Source organism: Sphingobium bisphenolivorans, from assembly GCF_000412635.1.
GTDB classification, from domain to species: Bacteria; Pseudomonadota; Alphaproteobacteria; order Sphingomonadales; family Sphingomonadaceae; genus Sphingobium; species Sphingobium bisphenolivorans.
In genome coordinates this window covers 16,900-35,355 of record NZ_ASTG01000001.1, presented here as the reverse complement: position 1 = coordinate 35,355, position 18,456 = coordinate 16,900, and the positions used below count along the sequence as shown (strand labels likewise).

Below are 18,456 nucleotides of genomic sequence, written 5' to 3'. Positions count from 1 at the left end.
GCCTCACTCCGCCGCCACAGCCTCCATCCCCAACAACGGCGCGAGATAGCGCCCCGTGAAGCTCCGGGCGTTCTTCGCGACCTTTTCCGGCGTGCCTTCGGCGACGACTTCGCCGCCCTTGACGCCGCCTTCCGGTCCCATGTCGATGATCCAGTCGGCGGTCTTGATGACGTCGAGATTATGCTCGATCACGACCACGCTGTTGCCCTGTTCGACCAGGGCGTGGAGGACTTCGAGCAGTTTGCGGACGTCTTCGAAGTGGAGGCCGGTGGTGGGCTCGTCCAATATGTAGAGGGTCTGGCCGGTGGCGCGGCGGGAGAGTTCCTTGGCGAGCTTGACGCGCTGGGCTTCGCCGCCGGAGAGGGTGGTGGCCTGCTGGCCGACCTTGATATAGCCGAGGCCCACTTCGGCGAGCATCGCCATCTTGTCGCGGATGGGGGGGACGGCCTTGAAGAATTCCACCGCGTCCTCGACCGTCATGTCGAGCACGTCGGCGATGCTGTGGCCCTTGAACTTTACCTCCAGCGTTTCGCGATTGTAGCGCGCGCCGTGGCAGACGTCGCAGGTGACATAGACGTCGGGGAGGAAGTGCATCTCTATCTTGAGCACGCCGTCGCCCTGGCAGGCTTCGCAGCGGCCGCCCTTGACGTTGAAGCTGAAGCGGCCGGGCTTGTAGCCGCGCGCCTGCGCTTCGGGGAGGCCCGCGAACCAGTCGCGGATGTTGGTGAAGGCGCCGGTATAGGTCGCGGGGTTGGAGCGCGGGGTGCGGCCGATGGGCGACTGGTCGATGTCGATCACCTTGTCGCAATGTTCAAGGCCGGTGACCTTGTCATGCGGGCCTGCGACGATGCGCGCGCCGTTGAGGGCGCGTGCCGACGCGGCGTAGAGGGTGTCGATGGTGAAGCTGGACTTGCCCGATCCCGATACGCCGGTGATGCAGGTGAAGGTGCCGAGCGGGATGCTGGCGGTGACGTTCTGCAGATTGTTGGCGCGGGCGTTGTGGACGGTGAGCTTCTTGCCATTGCCCTTGCGGCGCTTTGTGGGGACTTCGATGCGGCGGGTGCCGTTGAGGTAATCCGCGGTCAGGCTGTCGCGGTGGGCGAGCAGTTCGTTGAGGGTGCCCTGCGCGACGATCGTGCCGCCGTGGACGCCTGCGCCCGGGCCCATGTCGACGATATAGTCGGCCATGCGGATCGCGTCCTCGTCATGCTCCACGACGATGACGGTGTTGCCGAGGTCGCGCAGGCGCTTCAAGGTGATGAGCAGGCGGTCATTGTCGCGCTGGTGCAGGCCGATGGAGGGTTCGTCGAGGACGTAGAGGACGCCCGACAGGCCGCTGCCGATCTGGGACGCGAGGCGGATGCGCTGGGACTCGCCGCCCGACAGGGTGCCGCTGGTGCGGTCGAGGTTCAGATAGTCGAGGCCGACATTGTTGAGGAAGCCGAGGCGCTCGACAATTTCCTTGAGGATGGCCTTGGCGATCTGGTTCTGCTGGTCGGTGAGCTGGGCGGGGAGGGTGGAGAAGAAGCCGAGCGCGTCCACCACCGAGCGGCGGGTGGACATGGAGATGTCCTCGCCCGCGATCTTGACGGCGCGGGCTTCGGGCTTGAGGCGGGCGCCGTGGCACGTCTCGCACGGCATGGCGGTCTGGTATTTGGAGAGTTCCTCGCGCATCCAGGCGGACTCGGTCTGGAGCAGGCGGCGGTTCAAGTTGCCGATGACGCCTTCGAAGGGTTTCTTGACCTCGTAGGACTTCTTGCCGTCGACGAACTTGAGCGTGATGGGCCTGCCGGCGGTGCCGTGGAGGATGATGATCTTGACTTCGCCGGGAAGCTCGTCCCACGGGGTTTCGAGGGAGAAGCCGAACTCGCGGGCGAGGGAGCCGAGGACCTGCATGTAGTAGGGGCTGGGCGGGTTGGACTTGGCCCAGGGGACGATGGCGCCCTTCTTGAGGGAGAGATGCTCGTTGGGGACGACGAGTTCGGGGTCGAACTCCTGCCGTTCGCCCAGGCCATCGCAGGCGGGGCAGGCGCCTTGCGGGGCGTTGAAGGAAAAGAGGCGGGGCTCGATCTCCGGGATGGTGAAGCCGGAGACTGGGCAGGCGAATTTTTCGCTGAAGACGATGCGGTTGGCGGGGATTTCGGCGCCCTTCATCTTGCCTTTTTCCGTCACCCCAGCGGAGGCTGGGGTCTCGGGCGTAGGCAGCGCTTCCTCTCCTGAGATCCCAGCTTTCGCTGGGATGACGGATGCTACTGTGCCATCGGCGAGGTCGACATAGGCGAGGCCGTCGGCGAGTTTCAGCGCCTGCTCGAAGCTGTCGGCGAGGCGGGTGCCCATGTCGGCGTCCACGGCGAGGCGGTCCACGACGACTTCGATGTCATGCTTATATTTCTTGTCGAGGGCGGGTGCTTCCTCGATGGCATGGATTTCGCCGTCGATGCGGACGCGGGTGTAGCCGGCCTTCTGCCACTCCAGCAGCTCCTTCCTGTACTCGCCCTTGCGGCCGCGCACGACGGGGGCGAGGAGGTAGAAGCGGGTGCCTTCGGGCAACTGCATCACGCGGTCGACCATCTGGCTGACGGTCTGGGCGCTGATCGGCTCTCCGGTCGCGGGGGAGTAGGGGATGCCAACCCGCGCCCAGAGCAGGCGCATATAGTCGTAGATCTCCGTCACGGTGGCGACGGTGGAGCGCGGGTTGCGGCTGGTCGTCTTCTGCTCGATCGAGATGGCGGGAGAGAGGCCGTCGATATGCTCGACATCGGGCTTCTGCATCATCTCCAGGAACTGGCGGGCATAGGCGGAGAGCGACTCCACATAGCGGCGCTGACCCTCGGCATAAATGGTGTCGAAGGCGAGGGAGGACTTGCCCGAGCCGGAGAGGCCGGTGATCACGATCAGGCTGTCGCGGGGGAGGTCGACATCCACGCCCTTGAGGTTGTGCTCGCGCGCGCCGCGTACGGAAATGGTGGTGAGACTCATGAGGGCGTGTTGTTCCAGATTTGTTCCCGGCGGGCAAGGCCGTGTGGGCGGATAGATAGGATGCATGCGGCCAAAGGAAAAGGCGGCGGCTTTTCTGGTCGGGGCGGCTGCGCTAGAGGCGAGGGATGAGCGGGATGAAGGGTCGGGCCCGACTGGCGGGACTGGGCGTGCTGGCTTTGCTGGCGGCGTGCGGCGGGGGCGTGCGCTATCGGCCGGTGAGCGATGTGCCGGTGCGGATCGGGAAACCCTATGCGGTGCGGGGGCAGACCTATGTGCCGGCCGCCGATCCGAGCTATGATTATCTGGGCTATGCCAGCTGGTATGGCAGCGAGAGCGGGAACCAGACCGCCAATGGAGAGCGCTTTCGCCCCAAGGCGGTGACGGCGGCGCATACCACGCTGCCGCTGCCGACCTATGTCGAGGTGACGTCGCTGGAGACGGGGCGGACGATCCTGGTGCGGATCAACGATCGCGGGCCGTTCGCGGGAGGCGGGCGGATCATCGACCTGTCGCGCGGCGCGGCCGAGCAGCTGGGGATCAGGGCCCACGGCCACGCGCCGGTGCGGGTCAAGGTGGTGGAGCCGCCGGAACAGGACCGCGAGAAGCTGCGCAAGGGCAAGCAGGCGCCCGAACGGCCGGTCGTCGACAGAGCGACGCTGGTCAATTTGCGGGCGCAGCTGGCGGCGGGACGCTGAGGCCGGGACGGGACAGCCCCTGCCGCGCCGTCTTGCCAGCATCGACCTATTGAGATCCCGGAGAGCCCGACAGCTTCCTGGATGCACCCCCGGACATTCCCTTGCCCGGGGGTGTTTTCGTCGGGTCGAGGAACGCTGTTTTACGCTACGAAAACAAGGCTTTTCGCTCGACAGCTGAACTTCATTTCTATACTGGCGCGCCTTGTCGATGGGAGGACTGACGGGTCCCAGCCTGCCCATTTCAATCGCGGTCAGATCGCCCAGAGCGGCGGCCGCAGCATGTGAATGAGGGGGACCCAAATCATGACTATCGTGACGAAACTGGTTGCGGCGGGCGCTTGCGCCCTGATGAGCTCGACGGCGCTGGCGAACAGCATTCCCTTCGAGTCCAACGGCCGCACCGTGGAAGTCAGCTATCAGGGGCTCGACCTGTCGAAGAAGGCGGACCAGCGGGAATTGACGCTGCGCGTGCGCCGCGCGGCGGTCAAGGTTTGCCCCGCCCCCACGGTGAGCGCTTCGCGGGCCTGCCAGCTGTCCGCGCTCGACAATGTCCGGGCACCGCTCGCAGCCGCCATCGCCAGCGCGCAGGCGCGCGAAGCCAGCCGCTTTGCCGAAGTGGACAAGGACAAGGCGCCCGCCGCGCCGCGTTGATCGCGCGCTCTCTCTGCCTCTCTGCGCGCTGATCGACCCCGGTTCCGCGATCGTTGCGGAACCGGCGGTCAAACCTGTCCGTTGATTACGGCGAGGCGGGCATAACGCCCGCGCCGAGGAGAGCCAAGATGAGCGACAAGACCGACATTCGTCCCAACAGCCGGGAAGAAGCGGGCGACAAGGACCAGCGGCCGACCGACGCGCAGGATCATGCGGTCACCACCGAGGAGAAGCTGGACGAGGGGCTGATGGATTCGATGGATGCGTCGGACCCGCCCTCTGCGACGGCGCCCGGCGACCATGGCGATCCGGTGCCCTCATCGGGATTCCACGAGGAGGAGGATGACGAGCAGGATCGATAGACGAGCGCGGAAATCCTGATATGTTCGTGACGGATGGCGGATCGTCCGGGGGAAACCGGCGATGTCGCCCTCCGCAGGTGAGAGGAACCCGTATCTATGCCGACTTCCGCTACTCCCGCGATTGAGCGTATCGCCCGTGTGCTGGCTGGCCGCCAACTGAGCCTGAATGGCGAAGGCAACGACCCGCACGCAGCCGGAAGGGTGGACGCGACATGGCAGGAGCATGTCGATGATGCCTATGCGATCCTGCACACGCTGCGCGAACCCGATGCGCAAATGGCGCAGGCGGGCGACGTGACGGTATGGCGCAAGATGATCGGGGCCGTGCTGGAGCGTCCGGCGGGCTGACTTTGCAGTCTTCGCAGCGGCCGATTTGGGCCGCCTGCGCCGACATGGCATAGACGGGTCATGAGCAAGGCCGCACTGAAGATCAAAATCCAGATTTATTGCGGCGACGAGATCGCCATGGGGCCGGGGAAAGCGGACCTGCTCGACGCGATTGCGAGGGAGGGGTCGATCTCTGCGGCAGGGCGCAAGCTGCGCATGAGCTATCGCCGGTGCTGGCTGCTGGTCGATGTGATGAACCGGTGCTGGGCATCGCCCGTGGTGGCGACGTCGAGCGAAGGGGCGCGGTTGACCGAGTTCGGCGAGCGGTTGTTGGCGCAATATCGCGCGATGCAGGCGGCGGTGCAGGCGGGGGGTGCGGGGCACTGGCCGGCGTTTTCGCGTGCGTTGCGCGATGAGCCTCTGCCGGCGCAGTGATCGGTTGGCAGCCGTGGGGTCGAGTGACCGTCACGCCGGTTCAGTCCGGGTGACATGACAGGAGCGTGATGAGCAATTCCGTAAAGGGAATGTACGGCTAGTGGAGCGATGCAACTTATTTCATCTTCATGGATTTTTCATGTTGCACCGCAAAAAGAAAAATGGTCACCTGCGGTTGTCGGCGGAACCGGCGCTTAAGCATCCAGTAACCATGACTGGCGCATGTTCTGACGATCGACTTGAAGTCGGAGGGCATGAGCATGGGCACGAGTGCAAGACCTGCGGACGGAGCCATCACACTGGCCGAATTGCGTGAATTCGCCAGTTTCCCGGCCGCCACACAGCGTTATATCCGCCGATCGCTGGACATCGGGCTTCATCGCCGCGACGCGATGAAACTGTGGTCGCGCGACATGGTGGAGGAGGCCAGCATCCGGGCGCAGGCGCGGATCTATGGCCGGCTGGACGAGATCAAGGCGCGCGTGCCGGATGACAGTGGGCTCGACCAGATGGAGCCATTCATGGCGCCGCTGGTGACGATTTCCGCCTTCGACCTGGGGCAGGATCGGCTGAGCAGCTTTTCGGCATACCGCTTTCTTTATGAGCGGCTGCTGGGGGCGGGGGCGCGGCCCTGGCTGCCGGGCGCTTTCTGCGCGGCGGCGAGCCTGCCGCACCTCCATCCGGAAAAGCGGCGGGCGCTGCTCCAGTCGATCAGCGAAGCGGCGGCAACCGCGGTGGGCTGGTCGAACCGGGAGCCGACCTTCTATCCCGAGTGGGTGGAGAAGGTGGACCTGTCGAAGGCGAATTGATCGGGTCAGGGCTGCTTCGGGGGAGGTGGCCATGAACGAGGAGGCGCGGCGGCTCTGGCGAGCGCTGCGCCTTTTTCTTTTGGGGCGTGAGGGGGCGATCCCTTGATCGGAACTGAGCGCCCGCCACCCTCGTCCAACTCCGCCTAGCTTCCCCCGGCTCAAGGCCGGGTCAGCAAGGCTTTGTATCCTTCTCCCACCAAGGGAGAAGGAGGGTGAAGCAAGGTGTTACCCGTTCACTATGGTCCCGCCATTGGGATGCAGCACCTGGCCGGACATGTAGCTCGAATCCTCGCAGGCGAGGAACAGGAAGGCGGGGGCGACCTCGTTGGGTTGGCCGGGGCGGCCCATCGGCGTTGACTCGCCGAAATGTTCGAGCTTCTCCTCGCTCGCGCCGCCAAAGGGGTTGAGCGGGGTCCAGATCGGGCCGGGCGCAACCGCGTTGACGCGGATGCCGTCCTTCACCAGATTTTCCGACAGGCTGCGGGTGAAGGCGGTGATCGCGCCCTTGGTGCTCGAATAGTCGAGCAGTTCGGACGAGCCCTGATACATGGTGACGCTGGTGCAGTTGACGATGGCGGCGCCCTGCTTGAGGTGCGGGCGCGCGGCCTGCGTCAGGAAGAACATGCCGAAAATATTGGTCTGGAAGGTGCGGCGAAGCTGCTCCTCGGTGATGTCGGTGATGTCCTGGTCGGGGTGCTGTTCGCCGGCATTGTTGACGAGGATGTCGAGCCGGCCGAACGTCTCGATCACTTGCGCGACGGCGCTGTCGCAGAAAGCCTTGTCGCCGATGTCACCGGCGATGGTGAGCGCCTTTTGCCCCTCCGCCTCGACGATCTGCGCGGTCTTCTTCGCATCGTCATGTTCGCAGAGATAGAGGATGGCGACGTCGGCGCCTTCGCGGGCGTAGAGGGCGGCGACGGCGCGGCCGATGCCGCTGTCCGCGCCAGTGATGAGCGCGACCTTGCCGGCGAGGCGGCCTGAGCCGGGGTAGCGCGGTTCCCATTCGGGCTTGGGGTCGAGCTTGCTTTCGTGACCGGGTAGCGCGTCCTCGTGGATCATCTCTTCATGATTGTCGGACTGGTTGGGGGACTGATTGGTGGACATGGGGGCGTTCTCCTTCGCCCACTCCAACGAGCGGTATCGGCTCTGGTTCAGGCCTGCGAGCGCGTGGTTAAATCAGGTTACCGGATTTCTGCGGCGGGCGGCGCAGCGCTGCGAACGGGTAAGCCGTTGAGGATATAGGATTTGTGAAGGACTTTGTCCGATGATAGGGGTGGGGCAGTTCGAAAGCGGAAGGCTGTCGATGGATAGAGAGTTGGCGAGCGAACGCGGGTCGGAGCAGAAGGCGCTGGCCGCGCGCTGGAGCATCGCCGCCGAGGCGATGGAGGCGCTGGCTGGGGCCCGATCCCTGGATGCCGTGACCAATGTGCTGCGCGCCTTTGCCCGACGCGCCGTGGGTGCGGACGGGATCGCCATCGTCCTGCGCGACGATGACCGATGCCACTATATCGCGGAGGACTCGATGGAGCCGCTCTGGGCGGGGCAGCGCTTCCCCGCCGCCAGCTGCGTGTCCGGATGGGCGATGGAGCATGGGCAGACGGCGGTGATCGCGGACATTTTCGACGATCCGCGCGTGCCGGTGGAAGCCTATCGCACGACCTTCGTCCGGTCGATGCTGATGGTGCCGATCGGCCGGATCGAACCCTTTGCCGCGATCGGCGCCTATTGGTCGGAATTCGGCCAGCCCACCGATAACGAGATCGCGCTGCTGGAGGCGCTGGCGCGCGCGGCATCGACTGCGATCGAAAATGGCCGGCTGTTCGAGGCGCTCGAAGCGCTGAACGGGGAGCTGGACCAGCGCATGCGGGAGCGTACCGCCGAGCTGGAGCGGGCGCAGGAAAGCCTGCGGCAGGCGCAGAAGCTGGACATGCTGGGGCAACTGACGGGCCATGTGGCGCATGACTTCAACAATCTGCTGATGCCTATCGTCGGCGGGTTGGACCTGATCCTGTCGGGCAAGCGGCCCGATGCGATCGAGCGGCACGCGAGCATCGCGATGCAGGCGGCGGAGAGTGCACAGACGCTGGTGCAGCGGCTGTTGACCTTCGCGCGCCGTCAGCCGCTGTCTGCGGCGGCGGTCGAATTGCCGGCCTTGCTGGACGGGATGCGGGGCTTGCTCAGCAGCACGCTGGGGCCGCGCATCGAGGTGGCGATCGATCTGCCCGCAACCTTGCCGGCGGTCCATGCCGACGCGCATCTGCTGGAGGTGGCGATCCTCAATCTGGCGGTCAACAGCCGTGATGCGATGCCGGGCGGCGGAAAGCTCAGCATCGCGGGCGAGGTGCGCCGGAGCAGGCTGCCCGCCGGGTTGGCGCCCGGGCGCTATATGTGCCTGACCATCAAGGATGATGGCGTAGGCATGAGCCCGAGCGTGCTGGCGTCTGCGATGGAGCCCTTCTTCACGACCAAGCCGTCCGGGCACGGCACCGGGCTTGGCCTGTCGATGGTGCACGGCCTGGCGGGGCAATTGGGCGGCACGGTGGAAATCGACAGCAGCGTCGGCAAGGGGACGAGTGTCCGCCTGTGGCTGCCGGTCGAGCGCGTGGCGGCTGCCAAGGGCGGCACACCGGCTGCCGCGCCGTTCGCAGAGCGGCATCCGGGCAAGGTGCTGCTGGTCGAGGACAATGAACTGGTCCGCAACAGCACGCGCGAGATGCTGGCCGAGATGGGCTATCAAGTGGTCGATACCGAACGCGCTGAACTGGCATTGGGGATGATCGAGGGGGGGGAGCGGTTCGACCTGCTGATCACCGACCACATCATGCCGGGCATGACAGGGGTGGAACTTGCCCTGCGGGTGCGGGTGGACCATCCCCACATCGCGCTGCTCATCATGTCAGGCTATGAGGGGATCGACCTGATCGCGCCGGATATTCCGCGCGTGTCCAAGCCGTTCCGGCACAAGCATCTGGAAGCGTGCATCGCGGCGGCGCGGGCGCAAGTTGCGAGTTGAGCGCTGGCGCTCCTGGATTTGGAGCGGCTTAGAGCGTGATCATCTGACGCCGAAGCTTGGGTGTTATGAACCTCCGACCCGAGGTTCCGCTTTCCCCGCAACGTCAGCTAAGAAGCGGGACCTCGGATCGAGTCCGGGGTGACGGTCACTCAAAGATGGTCCCGCTCGACTAAACGGGGGTCAGCGCACGTCGAGCTCAACCGAACGGATGCGGGAAATGAGGCGCGCTACCGCCGCCGGTACCTGAAATACCAGACTTCGTGGCCGAGGCGGCGGGCCTTGGCTTCGTAGCGGGTTTCGGGCCAGCCGCCGGGGCGGGTCTGGAAATCCTTGGCCTCGCTTGCCAGCCAGTCGAAATCGGGATGGCCGTTCATGACCATCAGCGCCCAGCGCAGATAGACAGGGTGATCGGTGCCGAAGCGGAACTCGCCGCCGGGCTTGAGCTTGCGCGCGATCATCGCGACCGGGCCGGGGTTCATCATGCGGCGCTTGGCGTGGCGCGCCTTGGGCCAGGGATCGGGGTGGAGCAGATAGACGAAGCTGAGCGCCCCGTCGGGGATCCGGCTCAAGACCTGAAGCGCGTCGCCCATGTGGAGGCGGACGTTGCCGAGCGCAGAATCGCGCACATGGCCGAGGGCGGTGACGACGCCGTTCAGGAACGGCTCCGCACCGATAAAGCCGTGGTCGGGCAGCAGGTCGGCGCGATAGGCAAGATGCTCGCCGCCGCCGAAGCCGATCTCGAAATGCAGCGGGCGGTCATAGCCGAACAGGTTAGCGGCGGTGATCTCGCCCTCTTCCGGGACGGAGATGGCGGGGAGCAGCGTGTCGACCAGTTCCTGCTGGCCAGCGCGCAGCTTGTGGCCCGACTGGCGGCCGTAGAGGCGGTTGAGCGTGGTGGGGTCGCCGGATTTATGCGCTGTCATGAGCGGGCCGATAGCGGGGGCTGGGGCGTGGGGCAAGCGGGGGGTGGGGACTCCAAAGCACGGTCATGTTTGAGTGATCGTCACTCCGTGGCATGCCCGGGGTGACGAAAAGAGAGCCTGGACGCGGATGTTTCTGCACAAGATGGGCACGCTCTACACCGTCAATGGGATGACCGTGACCGTTTCACCCGCCTGCGCCGCTGGCGAATGGGCCGGGCGCAGGATGAGGCAGTCGGCGCAGGCTAGGGCGGCGGTGGCGGCGCTGTCCTGCGAGGTGACGGAGACGATGCCGGCCGGGCTGCGATAGGCGCGCAGATAATCGTCGCGGTCGCCGGTGGGGGGAACGGGCGCCGCCAGGACGGCGGTGGTAGTTGGCGGCAGGGGCGAACGTGCGCCGGCCATGTGGCGCACCAAAGGCAGGAGGAAGAGGGTCGCGGTCACGAAGGCCGATACGGGATTGCCGGGGAGGCCGAGAAAGATCGAGTGCCCAAGCGTTCCCGCCATCAGGGGCTTGCCCGGCCGCATGCGGATTTTCCAGAAATCGAGGCTGCCGCCTGCCGCCGCGAAACCTGGCCTGACGAGGTCATGATCGCCGACCGACGCGCCGCCGGTCGAGACGATGACGTCCGCGTCCGCCGCGCGGCGGAAGGCCTCGGTCATGGCGTCCAGATCGTCCGGCACGATGCCGAGGTCGATGAGGTCGCAGGGGAGTGGGCTGAACATGGCGGCCAGCATCGCGGCGTTGGAGGAGGGCAGCTGGCCGGGCAGCGTCGGCGCGCCGGGCGGCACCAGTTCATTGCCGGTGGAGAGCAGTGCTATGCGGGGCCGCCGGCCAACCGGCAGCGCGCCATGGCCGCCGAGCACGGCCAGCGCGATCTGCGCGGGGCCGAGGCGGCTGCCACCTGACAGTAGGAGGCTTGTTGCGTGGAAGTCCGAGCCGAGCGGACGGACGTGGCGGCCGGGGGAATAGGGATCGGCCGACGCGCGCAGTTCGTCGTCCTGCACAACCGCTTCCTCCTGGATCAGCACCGTATCGGCGCCTTCTGGAAGGGGTGCGCCGGTGAAGATGCGGCAGGCTTCACCCGCCCCGAGCGGCTGTGGCATCGCCCCGCCAGCGCTACTTTGCGCGACGACGCGCCAGGGACCGGGCCATTCGGAGGCGCGCAGGGCGTAGCCGTCCATCGCGGAAAGATTGGCCCAGGGCTGATCGCGCAGGGAGTGAATGTCGCGCGCGAGCCAGCGGCCTGCGCAGGTGGCGATCGCGGCGTCTTCCGCGCCAAGGGGTGCCGCCAGTGCCAGCAGGCGCTCCTGCGCTTGCGCAACCGGCAGCAGGCTCATGCCGCTTTCCAGTCGCCGGACTTGCCGCCGGTCTTGGAGAGCAGGCGGACGCCGGCGATGACCATGCCCTTGTCGAGCGCCTTCGCCATGTCATAGACGGTGAGCAGCGCGACGGAGGCGGCGGTCAGCGCCTCCATCTCGACGCCGGTTTGGCCGGCTGTCCTGGCGGTCGCGCTGACGGTGACGCCGGTGGCATCGAGGTCGAAGTCGATGCTGACGGAACTCAGCGCGATCGGGTGGCAGAGCGGGATGAGGTCGGCGGTGCGCTTGGCGGCCATGATGCCCGCCACTCGAGCGACGGCGAGGACGTCGCCCTTCTTGACGAGACCCTGCGCGATGGCGGCGGCGGCTTCCTCGCTCATCGATATGCGGCCGCCGGCGACCGCCTGTCGGGACGTTACCGCCTTGGCCGAGACATCGACCATATGCGCCGAGCCGTCCTCATCGAGATGGGTGAGCTTGCTCATGCTTCGCCGGTGAGGAGGCTGTGGGTCGCGCGCTCGACATCGGGCTGGCGCATCAGGCTTTCCCCGACGAGGAAGCAGCGGACGCCATGGTCCGCCATGGCGACCAGATCGGCATGGCTGCCGAGGCCGCTTTCGGCGACGAAGGTGCAGCCTGCGGGTGCCTGACCCACCAGTTCGTAGGTGCGGGCGAAGTCGACGCTGAAGTCGCGCAGGTCGCGATTGTTGACGCCGATGAGGCGCGAGCGGAGCTTCATCGCGCGCTCCAGTTCATGGGCGTCGTGCACTTCGATGAGGGCGTCCATGCCGAGGCCGAGGGCGGCATCCTCTATCTCGGCCATCTGGCTGTCCTCCAACGCGGCGACGATGATGAGGATGGCGTCGGCGCCGAGCGAGCGGCTTTCGAGGATCTGCCAGGGGTCGACGATGAAATCCTTGCGCAGCACCGGCAGGGCGCAGGCGGAGCGGGCGGCCATGAGATAATCATCGTGGCCCTGGAAATAGGGTTCGTCGGTCAGGACCGACAGGCAGGCGGCGCCGGCGGCGGCATAGGCCTGCGCATGGGCGGGCGGGTCGAAATCGGCACGGATGAGGCCCTTGGACGGGCTCGCCTTCTTGATCTCCGCGATGAGGCCGAAGCCCGAGCGGGCGGCGCCGTCCAGCGCGGCGCGAAAGCCGCGCGGCGGCGTCTGCTCGGCGGCGCGGGCATGCAGGGTGGAGACGGTGATCGCGGCCTTGCGGTGGGCCACTTCCTCCCGCTTGGTGTCGCAGATTTCGATCAGCTTGTTGGTCATGAGTAGGCAATCCAGCAATTGAGCAGGGCGTTGGCAAGCCCCCGGTCGATGGTTTCGGCGGCTTCCTCCACGCCCTCGCGCAGGTCAGAGACGGCGTCGGCGACGACGAGCGCGGCAGCGGCGTTCAGCAGCACGGCGTCGCGATAGGGGCCGGTTTCGCCCTGCAGCAGCGCACGGAGCGCGGCGGCGTTGTGCGCGGGGTCGCCGCCGCGGATGGCTTCGACCGGATGGGTGGCAAGGCCGAGGTCGGCGGCGGCGAGGCGGCGCATGGCGACAAGATCATGGCCCTTTACCTCGGCGAGGTCGTTGCCGCCGGCGAGGGAGAGTTCGTCCAGCCCCTCGTCGCCCGACACGATCATGGCGCGGTCGACGCCGAGTTCGGCAATTGCTTCCGCGTAGATCGGCACATAGGCGGGGCGCGCGATGCCGACCAGTTGGCGGCGCACCTGCGCGGGATTGGCGAGGGGGCCCATCAGGTTGAAGATGGTACGCTCGCCGATCGACTTGCGGATCGGGCCGAGGCGTTTCAGCGCCGGGTGATAGTTTTGCGCGAAGAGGAAGCAGATGCCGAGGTCGGCGAGCGTCGCTTCGGCTGTGGCGGCGGCGCTGTCGAGGTTCAGACCGAGGGCTTCGAGCGTGTCGGCGGCGCCGGCCTTCGAAGAGGCGGCGCGGTTGCCATGCTTGGCGACCGGCACGCCGGCTGCGGCGACGACCAGCGACACGGCGGTCGAGACGTTGAGCGTATGGTGCCCGTCGCCCCCGGTGCCGCAGACGTCGATCGCACCTTCAGGTGCCTTCACCGGGATCATGCGGGCGCGCATGGCGCGGGCGGCGGCGGCGATTTCGGTCGCCGTTTCGCCGCGCCGGCACATTGTGACGAGGAAGGCCGCGATCTCCGCTTCCGGCAGATCGGCGTCGAACAGCAGGTCGAAGGCGTGCGTGGCGGCGTCTGGCGAGAGCGGCGCGGCGGGATCAGGCAGGCGGGTCATCGCCGCCAGCCTTAATCACGGGAGCGAGCCGGAGTCGAGATCGGCTTGCGAGAATCGAGCTTTCAGGCTGTTTCGCGCTCGCGCACCGGGATGCCGGCGAGGCGCATGAAGTTCGCCAGCATGTCGTGGCCGTGCTCGGTCGCGATGCTCTCGGGATGGAACTGGACCGAGTGGATCGGCAGGTCGCGGTGGCGGAAGCCCATGACGGAGCCGTCCTCGCTGGTGGCGTTGACGAGTAAGGTGTCGGGAATATCCTCCACGATCAGCGAGTGGTAGCGGGTCGCGATGAAGGGGGAGGGAAGCCCCTCGAACAAGCCGGTGCCGTCATGGGTAACGGGGGATGTCTTGCCGTGCATCAGGCCGCCGCGCACGACCTGGCCGCCGAAATACTGGCCGATCGACTGGTGTCCGAGGCACACGCCCAGGAGCGGCGCGCGTGCATCGGCGCAGGCGGCGACAAGATCGAGACTGACGCCCGCTTCATTGGGGGTACAGGGGCCGGGCGAGAGCAGGAAGCCCTGCGCGCCGGTGGAGAGGGCCTGCCCCGCTGAAATGGCGTCGTTGCGCACCACCTCTACCTCAGCGCCCAGTTCCATCAGATAATGGACAAGGTTCCAGGTGAAGCTGTCGTAATTGTCGATGACGAGGATCATGGGCACGCTTTAGCGCGGGAACGGAGCGGGGGGAAGGGTGCGGTGATATGGGTCGCCCTCCCCAGGCTTTGCGCAGGGGAGGTTCAGGCTGAGGGCCATGTGAAGGTGAAGCTGGTTTCTCCGCTCTCCGCGCCATCCGCGTCGAAGCGGCGTTCGGTGATGGCGCCCTGGCCCTGCGCATCGACGGCGATGATCGTGCTGCAGCGGGTGCCGTATATCGGGTTGCGGATGAAGATCGGGGAGACGGCGGCTTCGGCGGGAACGTCGGACGGCGTTCCCGGAGCGATACCGGCTTGCGGCAGAGCTTCGCTGCGCAGGGCCGGAAACAGCGCGGCCGGGTCTTCGCCTCCGGCCACGAGCCAGTCGAGCAGGGCGGCCTTCAGCGCCAGCGTCTTGGGCCAGGGCGCGTCGAGTTCGCCATTGGAGAGGCCGTAGAGGCCGTGGGTCAGATCGGTGCGGACGGGATGAGGGCGGTTCGTCAGGAACTGCGCCTGCTCCGTGGTGACGAGGATGAAGTTGAAGGGGTTGAAATCCTCAAGCGCTGCGGATTGCGGGTCCGCATAGGGGCCGCTGCCGGCGAGAAGGTCCGTCACCAGCGCGCCGCGCGAGGCCTTGTGAGGCTGCGGATCGCCATGGCCGCGCAGGTTGGTCACGATGGCGGCGCGCCCCTGATCGGAAACGCCGAGCCAGGTGCCGCCCGATTGCAGGTCACGGCCAGCGATCAGATGGGAAGGCTCCTCCCACCGGGCGAGCGGCGCGGCGGGACGGGCATGGTGCTCGTCGCGATTGCCGATGAGGACGAGCCGCCAGCGGGGATGCGCGTTCCACGCCATTGCCATGATGCACATGCGATTTCCTTCCTGCTCCCTACGGTCCTTGATAAACCGTGCGGCCCGCTCCATATAGGCCGGTGCCGGGTTCGCCCGGCTATGGTGATAAATCGTGTCGTGCAATAGGCGCAGCGGACCCGGGGGCAGTACCCGGCGGCTCCACCACCTTCCTCGGATCACCGGGGAATATGACGGGGCCGAACTAGGATCGACGTGTGTTGAAAAGCGATATTTTCACCCGGCCCGTGTAAGCCGTTAAACTGTGCAAAACTCACAAGTGCCAACGATAACGAGGCTCTTGCTCTTGCTGCGTAATTGATGGCCTCACGGCCGGACATTACTCAAAAAGAACGCGGTTGAACCCACCGGGCAACAGAAGGGAATTCAGCGGCTTCCGGAGGAGCCGGGCAACAGAATCCTCCGGACCTTCTCTTAAAAATCGCTCTCATCTTCATCGAGTTGAACGTTTTTGCGTTTGGCGCTGCTTGCCTTGACCGCGCGAATCGATTCGCGGCTAAGCCGTTATTTCGATTACACTTTTATGACAGTATTGAGAAAAAACGATAAGCGGCTGTTTTTACTTTATTAAAAATCATTTTTGATGCGTTCGGGCGATCTTGTTCTGCCGTCATCAAAGTGAAATACTTGCCGTTATTGTAGAAGGTTTTGTCAGGAGAAGATGGATGATGAAGGTGGCTGCGATGGTCGGTCTTGTGCTGGCTGCTGGCGTGCCGGCCATGGCCCTCGCGGCGTCCGATGAGGTTGTGGTCGTGGGCGTGCCGGACGGACGCCTTGCCGCGGGCGCGCTGGTGGCGGGCGATTACGCCAAGGCCGCGCATAGGCTGGCGGCGCCGCGCCCGGATGGCGCGAATGATCCGGCCCGTCTCATCAATCTTGGCAATGCTTACGCCGGCATGGGCCGCATGGAGGCGGCTCGCGAAGCCTACAAGGCTGCACGGTTTGCGCCGGACTCGCAGCTGGTCACCGCCGACGGCGATGAAGCGTCCTCCCGCGAGATCGCGAAGCGGGCGCTCGGCCGGCTGCAGGCGCAGTACGCCATGCGCTGAACAAGCGCGAAGCCCGGGTGAAGGGAGAGGGGGCGTCGTCCGGCCACGGGCGGCGCCCCTGCTTTTGTTGGGGGCGATATGCGTATCATCCATGTCGGTTCGGGGTGAGAAGTCGAAGTGCTACGCCAAATGGCAGTCGGGTTAAGGCCTCCTTTGCGTCGCCCCCGGGCTTGACCCGGGGTGCCGCTTTTTTCCGCGACGTTGCCAAGGCAGCGGGACCACGGGTCAAGCCCGGGGTGACGATTGGCTGAGACATGATCATGGCTTCCGAGCTTTCGCGTTGCTCAGGCGGGTCCCCTTCGACAAGGTCACGGCGAACGGATGTTGCGAGAACTTCATCCAGTCACAAAAGCGAAACACGAGTCTTTGAACTGTCATTTCTAAGTCATTCAGCAGTCACGGAAGCAAAATCATCCTGTCATCTGCCGCGCCTAGCTGCCGCCTTCGAGGGCGACAGGGGGCGTGGTCCGATTGAGTTCCCCTTGACGCTCCGCATCCTATCACAAGCCGGCACTAGGCCGGAGCGGAGACGACATGGCCAAGATCAACCGTTTTCAAACCATCCTGATGGCGGGCGTCGCCTGCGCGGGCCTGAGCGCTTGCGGCGCCGACGACATCGCTTCGCCCGGTGAAGGCACGATCGTCCTGCCGACGCCCACGCCGAGCCCGACTCCTTCGCCCACGCCCACGCCGACGCCGGGCAATGTCACTGCCGCCGCCAGCTGTCCGACCATTTCCGGCGCAGACCAGCTGACCGATCTGGGCACCATCAGCGACGGCAGCAACACCTGGCGCAATTGCGGCTTCCCGGCCCGCTTCAACAGCTCGACGGCGATCGCCAAGACGGCGGGCGTCATCTACTCGCTGCCCGGCCGCGTCGATGTCGGCACCGATCAGGGTGCGGCGAGCACCGGCACCAATGTCACGCTGACGATCGATCCGGGCGTGGTGGTCTTCGCCGGCACCGGCAGCGCCTTCCTGGCGGTCAATCGCGGCAACAAGATCAACGCCGTGGGCACCGCCGCCCAGCCGATCGTCTTCACCAGCCGCGAGAATGTCACCGGTTCGGCCACAGACCAGTCGTCCGGCCAGTGGGGCGGGGTCGTGCTGCTCGGCCGCGCGAAGATCACCGACTGCGATCAGGCGCCGAACGCCGCGCCGGGCACCACCGCCTGCCAGCGCGACACCGAAGGCACCACCGGCGCAATCTATGGCGGCGCGGACGATGCGGACAGCTCGGGCCGGATGAGCTATGTCCAGATCCGCTATTCCGGTTTCGTGCTGGCGAACGGCAAGGAATTGCAGGGCCTGACCCCCTCCGGCGTCGGCACCGGCACCGTGCTCGACCATATCCAGATCCACAACAGCTCGGACGACGGGATCGAGATTTTCGGCGGTTCGGCGCACCTCAAGCATCTGGTGCTGACCGGTAACGAGGACGACAATCTCGATAGCGACGTCGGCTTCCGCGGCACGGCGCAGTTCATCATTTCGGTCCAGCGCGCCAACAATAATATCGGCGACACCTTCACCGAAACGGACTCGAACGGGTCGACCACCGGCACCAGCTTCAGCGAGGACGCGCTGCCGCGCCAGTACCTCAAGGTCGCGAACTTCACGCATATCCAGCGGTCGAACACCGGCGATGACGGCGCGACCATGATGCTGCGCGGCGGCGCGGACCTGGCGATGGTGAACGGCATCATCGTCAGCCCCGACCAGAGCTGCCTGCGCATCAACAGTGCGGCGACGGTGCGCGACGCCGACACCACGCTGCAGGATGCGGGCAAGCCGCGCTACCTGTCGGTGGTCATGCAGTGCAGCGCCACCCCCTTCAAGGGCACGGGCGGCGTGGACAATGCAACCGTCCAGTCGATCTTCTCGACCGATCCGAACAGCAGCTTCGCCTACACGCCGTCGCTGACCAGCCTGTTCATCAACGGTCCGGCGGAGACGGCGCGTACCGCGATCGATCCCAAGACGATCGACAGCAACTTCACGACCACCAACTATATCGGCGCGGTGAAGGACAGCAACGACAGCTGGTATGCCGGCTGGACCTGCAATTCGGTGACGGCGAGCTTCGGAAGCAGCAGCAAGAACTGCACCGCCATCCCGACCGCCTGA

18 protein-coding genes and 1 other RNA gene are annotated in these 18,456 nt (G+C 66.0%); 10 read left to right on the top strand and 9 right to left on the bottom strand.

Going from position 1 to position 18,456, the window contains the following annotated elements; all coding sequences use genetic code 11:
• Positions 1-3: 3 nt before the first annotated feature.
• Positions 4-2,979 carry an excinuclease ABC subunit UvrA gene (gene uvrA, locus L858_RS0100180; protein ID WP_022681123.1) on the bottom strand — a complete coding sequence of 992 codons (2,976 nt, stop codon included), beginning with the start codon at positions 2,977-2,979 and terminating at the stop codon, positions 4-6.
• Positions 2,980-3,113: 134 nt separating this feature from the next.
• Here uvrA and L858_RS0100175 point away from each other — a divergent pair, with 134 nt between their 5' ends.
• The 6 genes from L858_RS0100175 to L858_RS0100145 all read left to right on the top strand — a co-directional run bounded on the left by L858_RS0100175 (position 3,114) and on the right by L858_RS0100145 (position 6,258).
• Positions 3,114-3,674, top strand: coding sequence for a septal ring lytic transglycosylase RlpA family protein (locus L858_RS0100175; protein WP_022681122.1), 561 nt, complete (start codon positions 3,114-3,116; stop codon positions 3,672-3,674).
• 303 nt (positions 3,675-3,977) lie between these two features.
• Positions 3,978-4,325, top strand: a complete 348-nt coding sequence (locus tag L858_RS0100170; protein WP_022681121.1) for a UrcA family protein — start codon at positions 3,978-3,980, stop codon at positions 4,323-4,325.
• A 128-nt stretch (positions 4,326-4,453) separates the two neighbouring features.
• On the top strand, positions 4,454-4,687 hold the full coding sequence (locus L858_RS19240; protein WP_022681120.1) for a hypothetical protein: 234 nt from the start codon (positions 4,454-4,456) through the stop codon (positions 4,685-4,687).
• 96 nt (positions 4,688-4,783) lie between these two features.
• Positions 4,784-5,035 (top strand): hypothetical protein, encoded by a 252-nt coding sequence (locus L858_RS0100160; RefSeq protein WP_022681119.1) that lies wholly within the window; start codon positions 4,784-4,786, stop codon positions 5,033-5,035.
• 60 nt (positions 5,036-5,095) lie between these two features.
• Positions 5,096-5,449 carry a winged helix-turn-helix domain-containing protein gene (locus L858_RS0100155; RefSeq protein ID WP_022681118.1) on the top strand — a complete coding sequence of 118 codons (354 nt, stop codon included), beginning with the start codon at positions 5,096-5,098 and terminating at the stop codon, positions 5,447-5,449.
• Positions 5,450-5,709: 260 nt separating this feature from the next.
• Positions 5,710-6,258 (top strand): hypothetical protein, encoded by a 549-nt coding sequence (locus tag L858_RS0100145; RefSeq protein WP_022681116.1) that lies wholly within the window; start codon positions 5,710-5,712, stop codon positions 6,256-6,258.
• 225 nt (positions 6,259-6,483) lie between these two features.
• Here the strand turns inward: L858_RS0100145 and L858_RS0100140 are convergent, their stop codons facing one another.
• Positions 6,484-7,362: a glucose 1-dehydrogenase gene (locus L858_RS0100140; protein ID WP_022681115.1), complete on the bottom strand. Its 879-nt coding sequence runs from the start codon at positions 7,360-7,362 to the stop codon at positions 6,484-6,486.
• 199 nt (positions 7,363-7,561) lie between these two features.
• Here L858_RS0100140 and L858_RS0100135 point away from each other — a divergent pair, with 199 nt between their 5' ends.
• Positions 7,562-9,271 (top strand): ATP-binding protein, encoded by a 1,710-nt coding sequence (locus tag L858_RS0100135; RefSeq protein WP_028055638.1) that lies wholly within the window; start codon positions 7,562-7,564, stop codon positions 9,269-9,271.
• Between the two features lie 227 nt (positions 9,272-9,498).
• Here the strand turns inward: L858_RS0100135 and trmB are convergent, their stop codons facing one another.
• The 7 genes from trmB to L858_RS0100100 all read right to left on the bottom strand — a co-directional run bounded on the left by trmB (position 9,499) and on the right by L858_RS0100100 (position 15,280).
• Positions 9,499-10,194: a tRNA (guanine(46)-N(7))-methyltransferase TrmB gene (gene trmB, locus L858_RS0100130; protein ID WP_022681113.1), complete on the bottom strand. Its 696-nt coding sequence runs from the start codon at positions 10,192-10,194 to the stop codon at positions 9,499-9,501.
• Between the two features lie 153 nt (positions 10,195-10,347).
• A complete protein-coding gene (locus tag L858_RS0100125) occupies positions 10,348-11,532 on the bottom strand; it encodes a molybdopterin molybdotransferase MoeA (protein WP_022681112.1) in 1,185 nt (394 codons plus the stop codon).
• The gene (gene moaC / locus L858_RS0100120) at positions 11,529-11,999 is read right to left on the bottom strand and encodes a cyclic pyranopterin monophosphate synthase MoaC (protein ID WP_022681111.1); all 471 of its coding nucleotides are present in this window, start codon (positions 11,997-11,999) and stop codon (positions 11,529-11,531) included. Before moaC ends, L858_RS0100125 begins: the two co-directional genes overlap by 4 nt.
• Positions 11,996-12,790 carry an indole-3-glycerol phosphate synthase TrpC gene (trpC, locus tag L858_RS0100115; RefSeq protein ID WP_022681110.1) on the bottom strand — a complete coding sequence of 265 codons (795 nt, stop codon included), beginning with the start codon at positions 12,788-12,790 and terminating at the stop codon, positions 11,996-11,998. The genes moaC and trpC overlap by 4 nt, the downstream gene beginning before the upstream one ends.
• A complete protein-coding gene (trpD, locus tag L858_RS0100110) occupies positions 12,787-13,779 on the bottom strand; it encodes an anthranilate phosphoribosyltransferase (protein ID WP_022681109.1) in 993 nt (330 codons plus the stop codon). The genes trpC and trpD overlap by 4 nt, the downstream gene beginning before the upstream one ends.
• A 62-nt stretch (positions 13,780-13,841) precedes the next feature.
• Positions 13,842-14,432: an anthranilate synthase component II gene (locus L858_RS0100105; RefSeq protein ID WP_022681108.1), complete on the bottom strand. Its 591-nt coding sequence runs from the start codon at positions 14,430-14,432 to the stop codon at positions 13,842-13,844.
• Between the two features lie 83 nt (positions 14,433-14,515).
• Positions 14,516-15,280, bottom strand: a complete 765-nt coding sequence (locus L858_RS0100100) for an NRDE family protein (RefSeq protein ID WP_028055637.1) — start codon at positions 15,278-15,280, stop codon at positions 14,516-14,518.
• 24 nt (positions 15,281-15,304) lie between these two features.
• Between L858_RS0100100 and ssrA the strand changes: the two genes are divergently transcribed.
• From ssrA to L858_RS0100090, 3 genes are all read left to right on the top strand, one after another.
• Positions 15,305-15,649, top strand: a transfer-messenger RNA (tmRNA) gene (ssrA, locus tag L858_RS21115).
• A 296-nt stretch (positions 15,650-15,945) separates the two neighbouring features.
• Complete coding sequence (locus L858_RS0100095; RefSeq protein ID WP_022681107.1) at positions 15,946-16,329, top strand: hypothetical protein; 384 nt, start codon at positions 15,946-15,948, stop codon at positions 16,327-16,329.
• A 534-nt stretch (positions 16,330-16,863) separates the two neighbouring features.
• Complete coding sequence (locus L858_RS0100090) at positions 16,864-18,456, top strand: C2 domain-containing protein (RefSeq protein WP_022681106.1); 1,593 nt, start codon at positions 16,864-16,866, stop codon at positions 18,454-18,456.